Here is an 8,420-nt window from a genome sequence, read left to right as displayed (position 1 = left end):
GACAATGAAAATATAAAAAGACTTTTTAAGAAATATTATATACCTTCAATGATGACGATTTCTGTTGCAGGAAATTTTGATAAAAAGCAGTTGGTAGAGTTAGCAGAAAAATACTTTAGCTTCCCTGATAGAAAAAAAGGGAAACAGGAGCCTGAGAGGAAGAAACCTGTATACAACAGCAATATTTTACTGAAACAAAAAAAACTTGAACAAGCGCATTTATGCGTAGGCTTTCCGGGAATAAAACAGGTAAGCAAATACAGGTATGCAAAATATCTTTTGAATATTATTCTTGGAGGAAGTATAAGTTCGCGGTTATTTCAAAAAATCAGGGAAGAATGTGGATTGGCGTATAATATCTATTCTTTTTATTTTTCTTTTGTGGATTGTGGGATTGTTGGTATCTATTCTGCTTCAAGTCCTGAAAATGTGTCAGAGATATATCGGCTTATTATCGAAGAGTGTGGAAAATTGACAGAAAAAAGCGTTACCGAAGAAGAACTTGCTATTGCCAAAGAGAGCTTGAAAGGAAGTTATATGCTTTCGCTTGAAAGTATGAACAGCAGAATGATAAAAACTGCTAAACAGCAAATCTTTTTTGGAAAATTTTTTACACTTGATCAAATTTTAGCTGAAATTGAATCTGTTTCGTCTAAACAGTTGCAGGAATTGATGAAGCTGATATATAAGCCTGAAAAAGTTTCAGCTGTTGTACTTGGACCTGTAAGAGGTTTCGTTAAAGAAAAGGATTTAAGGATTAATTGAATAGTTATTAAGGAGAAAGGCTGTGATCCCAAGATATACAAGACCTGAGATGGCTAAGATTTGGGAAGAGAAGAACAAGTTTCAAAAATTTCTCGATATTGAAATTCTTGTCTGTGAAGCACTATGCAAAAAAGGAATAGTTCCGGAGAAATCCCTTCAAACAATCAAGAAAAAGGCAAAATTTGATGTCAAAAGAATTGAAGAGATAGAGAAGGTGACTAAGCATGATGTAATAGCATTCCTCACGAATGTAGCAGAGAATGTAGGTGAGGATTCAAGATTTATTCATATGGGATTGACTTCCTCGGATATTTTAGATACCGGGCTTTCTCTTCAGCTTAAGGAAGCTGCTGAAATAATTATCAAAGACATTAAAGAGGTGATGAAAGCAATAAAGAAGCTTGCCCTCCGTTATAAACGCACTGTAATGGCAGGAAGGTCTCATGGAATGCATGCTGAACCCATTACATTCGGTTTTAAGATGGCAGTTTGGTATGATGAGATGAAGAGGAATCTCAAGAGGGTAAAGCAGGCAAAAGAAACCATTTCTTATGGAAAAATATCAGGTGCAGTTGGCACATTTGCAAATATCAGCCCGGATGTTGAGAAGTATGTTTGTAAGAAACTTGGTTTGAAAAATGCTCCTGCCTCCACGCAGATACTCCAAAGGGACAGACATGCTGAGTTTTTGAATGCATTGGCAATAACGGCCGCTTCTCTTGAAAAGTTTGCAGTTGAAATCAGGCATCTTCAGAGGACAGAAGTGGGCGAGGCAGAAGAATTTTTTTCAAAAGGACAAAAAGGGTCATCGGCAATGCCGCATAAACGAAATCCTATTACCTGTGAAAGGATTTCAGGGCTTGCAAGAATTCTTAGAGCAAATGCTATGGCTGCAATGGAAAATATTGCACTTTGGCATGAAAGGGATATAAGCCATTCCTCGGTTGAGAGAGTAATTATGCCTGACAGCACTATATTGATAGATTATATGCTTGATAAAATGGCAAATCTTTTGACGAATCTCAATGTAAAGCCTGAAAGAATGAAAAAAAATCTCGAGATGAATGGAGGCATAATCTTTTCTCAGGCAGTACTGCTGAAGCTTATCGACAAAGGTGTCATTAGAGAAAAAGCATATGAAATAGTGCAAAGAAACGCAATGAAAGCAATAAAGGAATCTGGCAGTTTTAAAGATTGCCTCTTTGAAGATAAGGAATTGGCAAAATATCTGTCAAAGTCTGAAATCGAAAGAGTTTTTGATTATAAGTATCATACAAAGAATATTGATAAAGTATTTAGAAGGGTATTTAGATAGAGTGCACTATTAAAAAAGGAAAAAAAGAATATGGCAAAGGTAAAGGTATTCATAAAATTGAAGGACGGAGTTCTTGACCCTCAGGGAAAAGCAGTAAGAAATTCGCTTTTATCTTTGGGATTTGAAAATGTTGAAGATGTGCGTGTGGGAAAATATATCGAAGTTAAAGTGAATGAGGATAATTCGGAAAAAGCAAAGCAAGAAGTGAATGAAATGTGCAAAAAACTCTTGGCGAATCCTGTAATAGAAAATTATGAGATCGAGGTAAATGAGAAATGAATGATTTAAATAAGAGTTTTAAGGAAGAGGTAATCTGTGAGACGAATTTTCCCGAACTCAAACTCTTAAGAAGAGGTAAAGTACGTGATATATATGATCTTGAAGACAAGCTCCTAATAGTTGCAACAGATAGAATCTCTGCATTTGATGTAATTCTCTCGGAAGGGATTCCTTTCAAAGGAAAGGTTCTCACTCAAATTTCAAAATTCTGGTTTGAACAGATAAAGGACATAATTGAAAATCACATTGTTAGTTTCAATGTGGAAGATTATCCTCCTCAATGCCAGAAATATAAAAAAGTTCTGAACGGAAGAAGCATGCTTGTAAAAAAAACAGAAGTATTGCCTGTAGAATGTGTCGTTAGAGGATACCTTTCCGGTTCTGCATTTGAGGAATATAAAAAAACAGGAAAAACCGTTGCGGGAATAGATGTTGGAGAGGGGCTTATGGAGTCATCAAAATTGAGAACTCCAATTTTTACGCCATCGACAAAAGCAGAAAGTGGACATGATGAAAACATAAGTTTTGATGAAATGAGAAATATTGTTGGAGAAAAAACTGCTGAAGAGATACGGAAATACAGTATTGCAATTTATGAAAGAGCTGTGAAAATCGCTGATGAGCGCGGAATAATAATTGCGGATACAAAATTTGAATTTGGCAAAAGAGACGGAAAGATGATTCTTGTTGATGAGGTGCTGACTCCTGATTCTTCAAGGTTTTGGCCAAAAGATGAATATACACCGGGGCGCCCTCAAAAAAGCTTCGACAAACAATTTGTGCGCGATTATTTAAAGAGTACTGGATGGAATAAGGTCCCGCCTCCTCCTCCCTTGCCTGAAGATATAATCATTAAGACGAGCAATAAGTATCTTGATGCTCTTCAAAAGTTGACAGGGTCAAATATTTTGTGAGGTCTTAATATGAAATTCGGCATTGTAGTTTTCCCAGGTTCAAATTGCGATAGAGATTGTTATAGAGTCGTTAAGAATGTTTTGCAGGAGGAAGTTTCTTTCATATGGCATAAAGATAGGGACATATCGGGCTTTGACTGTATCATACTTCCCGGCGGCTTTTCCTATGGCGACTATCTGCGCACCGGGTCAATAGCTCGATTTTCTCCTGTAATGGAGGAGCTGATCGAATTTGCCTCAAAAGGAGGGTATGTAATCGGTATTTGCAACGGATTTCAAATTCTTCTTGAATCAGGACTTCTTCCCGGCGCAATGATTAAGAATAAATCTCTCAAATTTATTTGCAGGCATGTCAATCTCCGTGTTGAAAACAATGAGACACCATATACAACGGCATATAGAAAAAATGAAGTGCTTACTATCCCTATTGCACATTCAGATGGTAACTATTATGCAGATGATATTACCATAAAAAAATTAAATGACAGCGGCAGAGTAGTATTTAGATATTGTTCGCCAACTGGTGAGATATCAGAAGAATTTAATCCAAATGGTTCAAAAGAAAATATAGCAGGTATATGCAGTGAAAATGGGAGAGTGCTTGGAATGATGCCCCATCCTGAGAGAGTATCCGAAGCTATACTCGGATATACAGATGGTGTGAGAATATTCCATTCTTTAATAAATAGGGTAATGTGAAATGAAAGAACCTGAAATAACAGATGAAATAATAGAAAGTCATGGCTTAACAAAAGAAGATTTTGAGCATATTTGCTCAATTCTCGGACGAAAACCGAATTACACAGAACTTGGTATTTTTTCTGTAATGTGGAGTGAACATTGCAGTTACAAGAGTTCAAAACCGCACCTTAAAAATTTTCCGACATCTGCAAAGTGGGTAATTCAGGGACCCGGTGAAAATGCTGGAATAATTGATATTGGAGATGGTTTGGCAGCTGTTTTTAAGATCGAGAGTCACAATCATCCATCATTCATCGAACCCTATCAGGGTGCCGCAACAGGAGTTGGTGGTATTTTGCGTGATATATTCACAATGGGGGCAAGACCTGTTGCAAATCTAAATTCACTTCGTTTTGGCAATGTAAACAATCCTCGCACTCGATATATCATTGAAGAAGTAGTTGCAGGAATTGCCGGATATGGAAACTGTATGGGGATACCAACTGTTGGAGGAGAAGTATATTTTGATGAATGTTATGATTCAAATCCTTTGGTAAATGCATTCACTCTTGGTGTGGCAAAAAAGGACAACATATTTTACGGTGTGGCAAAAGGAGTAGATAATCCGGTAATTTACATTGGTTCACGAACAGGCAGAGACGGGATTCATGGTGCTACTATGGCATCTGAGGAGTTTGATGAAGGTTCAGAAGAAAGAAGGCCTACTGTTCAAGTAGGGGATCCATTTACAGAAAAGCTTCTGCTCGAGGCATGTCTTGAGCTTATGGAGAAAAAATGCATTCTTGGTATACAGGATATGGGAGCAGCTGGATTGACTTGTTCGACGGCAGAAATGGCGTCAAGGGCAGGTACAGGCATTGAAATAGAATTGAACAAAGTGCCTCTTCGTGAAGAGAAGATGACTCCTTATGAAATTATGCTTTCTGAATCACAGGAAAGAATGCTTTTGGTTACAGAGAAAGGACGTGAAAAAGAAGTTCTCGAAATTTTGAAAAAATGGGATTTAGAAGCGGCTGTAATCGGAAGGGTGACTGATAGCAGAAGGTTTGTAGTTAAAAACAATGATTCAGTTGTAGCGGATATTCCGGTAAAATCGCTTACCGATGATATTCCCATACCAGAACGACCTATTAAAAAACCTGACTGGATTGATGAACTAAGATGCAAAGAAACAGATTACACTATAGAAAGCGAGGACGTTAATGAGATATTTGAAAAAATATTACTTTCCCCTGATATTGTGAGCAGAGAGTGGATTTATGACCAATATGACCATATGGTTGGGATCAACACAGTGGAGTTGCCTGGTTCAGATGCCGCTGTTATCAGGTTGGAAGGGAGTAAGAAGGGGTTGGCGCTTTCTCTTGACGGAAATGGAAGATATTGTTTCCTAAACCCCTATGAAGGAGGGAAAAAAGCTGTAGCCGAAAGCGCAAGGAATATTTCCTGCTCTGGCGCTCTTCCTCTTGCAATAACTAATTGTCTGAATTTTGGGAACCCTGAAAGACCTGATGTAATGTGGCAGTTTTCAGAAACTGTCAAAGGAATGGCAGAAGCCTGTAAAAAACTTGAAACACCTGTAGTTAGTGGAAATGTGAGTTTCTATAATGAAACAATCGGCAAAGGCGTATACCCTACACCTGTAATAGGGATGGTTGGAATTCTTGAAGATGTCGCTGTGAGATGTAATCAAGCCTTCAAGAATGAGGGTGATATTATAGTGCTCTTGGGTGAAAGTGGGAAAGAGATGGGAGGAAGTCTTTTTCAGAAGGTTATCTTAGGGAAAGTGGAAGGGAAAATTCCTATATGCAACCTTGATGAAGAAATGAGGCTGCAAAAATCTATAAGAGAATTAATTTCATTGAGAATTGTAAATTCAGCACACGATATATCAGACGGAGGATTGGCTATTGCTATTGCCGAGATGAGTTTTTCATCGAAAGAAGGATTAGGTGCAGAAATCGAGATAAAAGATAATCTTCCTCTGGCTTCTATTCTTTTTGGGGAATCTCCTTCAAGAATCATTGCAACCTGCAAAAAGGAAAATCTCGACAAATTGAATGAATTTCTAAAAAAATCTAATATTAAGGCGAGTATAATTGGGAAAGTGATTCCTGATTTTTTAAGGATAAAGATAACTAATGATAATACATCGTCATTGATTGAAAAAAGAGTATTTGAAATCGAAAAGAAATGGAAAGGCGGGTTTAAGAAACTTGTGGCAAGGTAGATATAGAAAAGATTGCTTTCAAGAAAATTGTGGAGTTTTTGGGATATTTAACCATCCGGAAGCAGCTACATTGACTTATCTGGGGCTTTATGCCCTTCAACATAGAGGACAGGAAGGAGCGGGCATATGCACTTTTGATGAATTTGGACTTCATCATTCCAAAGCTCGCGGTCTTGTGGCTGAAATATTCACAGCTGAGAAGCTTCGAAGATTGAAGGGAAATAAAGCAATAGGGCATAATCGTTATTCTACTACAGGACAAAGCAAACTCAAGAATGTTCAACCCTTTTACGCAAATTATTCATTTGGAAGCATTGCTATCGGACATAATGGTAATATTGTAAATTCGAAATCTTTAAGAGAAGAATTACAGGAGAAGGGGGCTATTTTTCTTTCTTCAACAGATACTGAGGTTATAATTCATCTGATTGCGCAATCGAACGAAAAGAATCTTATAGACCGAATTATAGATTCTCTAAAAAAGGTAAAAGGCGCTTATTCCCTTGTCATATTGACTGAAAATCAACTGATAGGTGTAAGAGATCCGCGCGGTTTCAGGCCTCTTGTCATAGGAAGGGTGGATGGAGCGCCGGTAATTGCCTCTGAAACATGTGCTTTAGATTTGATTGGTGCGGAAGATGTGAGAGATGTTGAGGCCGGAGAAATGATTATAATAAATGATGATGGCATCTTCAGTGTGAAACCCTTTGAAAAAGTTAAGAGCTCTCTTTGTATCTTCGAGTTTATCTATTTTGCCCGTCCTGACAGCTATATCTTTGGAAGAAGTGTATATGATGTGAGAAAAGAATTTGGACGACAGCTTGCTCGTGTTAACAAGGTAGATGCAGATGTAGTCATTCCTGTCCCTGATTCAGGAGTTGTGGCAGCAATAGGATATGCAGAAGAATCAGGAATCCCCTTTGATACTGGGCTTATTCGAAACCATTATGTAGGTAGAACTTTCATAGAACCCAAACAGTCGATTAGAAACTTTGGTGTCAAAATTAAGCTGAATCCAGTTAGTAGTGTGCTAAAGGGCAAAAGAGTTGTTGTGATTGATGACAGTATAGTTAGAGGGACAACAAGCAAGAAAATAGTCAAAATGATTCGAGATGCGGGGGCAAAAGAAGTGCATATGAGAATAAGCTCACCTCCAACAGAATACCCTTGTTTTTATGGAATTGATACTCCTACAAGAGAGGAATTGATTGCTTCATTCAATAGTGTCGAAGAAATTAGAGATTTCGTAAAAGCAGACAGTCTTGCATATTTATCTGTTGAAGCAATGGAGGAGTGTGTGAAGGACAACGGCTCAGAGTTTTGTAAAGCATGTTTTACGGGTGATTATCCTGTTGAGCCCATCAATGAAAAGAAAGAGCAGCCAAGATTGCTTTAAGCGTATCTCCCTATTTTATTGATACAATTTTCTTGCATATTCCGAACAAAATTCAGCCCCAATTATTATTATGGCGCAGGAGATATAAAGCCACCCCAGTGTTGCAATGAGCGTTGCAACAGGACCGAAAAGGATTTGGTAATCAGTGAAGTATGATGTTACGAAGAGGATGTAGCAGTATAAGAGAATTACCCATAATATTGTTGTTATTATAGTACCAGTCAGAATTTCCCTGAAAGTTACAAAAGTATTGGGAAGAAATTTATAGAAGGAAAGAAAAAGCAAAAATGCAGTTAAAAAGGTTAAGACAATATTTGTTAAATCTTGAAGTGGTACAATTTTCCCTAATATGTCACTTATTATTGGAATCTTACTGACAAGCATTAGAATAGATGTGGCAGATATGGAGATAAGCAATATGAAACCGGTAATAAACATCAATACTACTGACAGCAATTTCTTTTTTATAAAATGTCTTTCTGATTGAACTTTCCATGCTTTATTGACAGCTTCTTCAAGAGCAGTGAAGAAATAAACTGCTGGCCAAATAAGAATTACCAAACCGATAATTCCAAGCTTTTGCTTTAGCTCTACAGAATAGTTTATGGTTTTTATAATAGAAGGTTTTATCGTAGGGAAAAGATCTGCAAAAAAGTTTTGTGCATTTTGTTTGATTTCAGGTGAATCTATCAAAAAACCAAGGACTGAAAAAAAAATTAGGATTAAGGGGAAGAGTGAAAAAAAGGCATAAAATGCAAGAGCTGCAGCCCTTGTTGTACCTTCATTTTTCAAGGTATTTTTTATAGCTGTCCTATATAT

8 protein-coding genes are annotated in these 8,420 nt (G+C 37.3%); 7 read left to right on the top strand and 1 reads right to left on the bottom strand.

The genetic code is table 11. The features are described from left to right. From D6734_03395 to D6734_03365, 7 genes are all read left to right on the top strand, one after another. Positions 1-765 (top strand): insulinase family protein (locus tag D6734_03395; GenBank protein RMF96684.1); only part of this gene is annotated, 765 nt, incomplete at its 5' end. 22 nt (positions 766-787) lie between these two features. Beyond that, a complete protein-coding gene (locus D6734_03390; GenBank protein ID RMF96683.1) occupies positions 788-2,080 on the top strand; it encodes an adenylosuccinate lyase in 1,293 nt (430 codons plus the stop codon). A gap of 30 nt (positions 2,081-2,110) precedes the next feature. Beyond that, positions 2,111-2,359: a phosphoribosylformylglycinamidine synthase subunit PurS gene (purS, locus tag D6734_03385; GenBank protein RMF96682.1), complete on the top strand. Its 249-nt coding sequence runs from the start codon at positions 2,111-2,113 to the stop codon at positions 2,357-2,359. Continuing rightward, complete coding sequence (locus D6734_03380) at positions 2,356-3,273, top strand: phosphoribosylaminoimidazolesuccinocarboxamide synthase (protein ID RMF96681.1); 918 nt, start codon at positions 2,356-2,358, stop codon at positions 3,271-3,273. Before purS ends, D6734_03380 begins: the two co-directional genes overlap by 4 nt. Before the next feature lie 9 nt (positions 3,274-3,282). After that, positions 3,283-3,972: a phosphoribosylformylglycinamidine synthase subunit PurQ gene (gene purQ, locus D6734_03375; GenBank protein ID RMF96680.1), complete on the top strand. Its 690-nt coding sequence runs from the start codon at positions 3,283-3,285 to the stop codon at positions 3,970-3,972. A 16-nt stretch (positions 3,973-3,988) separates the two neighbouring features. Then, positions 3,989-6,205 (top strand): phosphoribosylformylglycinamidine synthase subunit PurL, encoded by a 2,217-nt coding sequence (gene purL, locus D6734_03370; protein RMF96686.1) that lies wholly within the window; start codon positions 3,989-3,991, stop codon positions 6,203-6,205. After that, complete coding sequence (locus D6734_03365) at positions 6,192-7,601, top strand: amidophosphoribosyltransferase (GenBank protein RMF96685.1); 1,410 nt, start codon at positions 6,192-6,194, stop codon at positions 7,599-7,601. Before purL ends, D6734_03365 begins: the two co-directional genes overlap by 14 nt. 15 nt (positions 7,602-7,616) lie before the next feature. On the opposite strand, the gene D6734_03360 is transcribed toward D6734_03365, so the two are convergent. Further along, positions 7,617-8,420 (bottom strand): YihY/virulence factor BrkB family protein, encoded by an 804-nt coding sequence (locus D6734_03360; protein RMF96679.1) that lies wholly within the window; start codon positions 8,418-8,420, stop codon positions 7,617-7,619.

The organism is Candidatus Schekmanbacteria bacterium (genome assembly GCA_003695725.1).
In the GTDB taxonomy this organism is placed as follows: Bacteria; Schekmanbacteria; GWA2-38-11; order GWA2-38-11; family J061; genus J061.
This window is presented reverse-complemented; position numbering and strand designations above follow the sequence as displayed.

What these genes read in the sequence shown, in the direction of transcription:
- purS (RMF96682.1), top strand. Translation starts at nt 2,111, where the DNA reads ATGGCAAAGGTAAAGGTATTCATAAAATTGAAGGACGGAGTTCTTGAC.
- D6734_03380 (RMF96681.1), top strand. Translation starts at nt 2,356, where the DNA reads ATGAATGATTTAAATAAGAGTTTTAAGGAAGAGGTAATCTGTGAGACG.
- purQ (RMF96680.1), top strand. Translation starts at nt 3,283, where the DNA reads ATGAAATTCGGCATTGTAGTTTTCCCAGGTTCAAATTGCGATAGAGAT.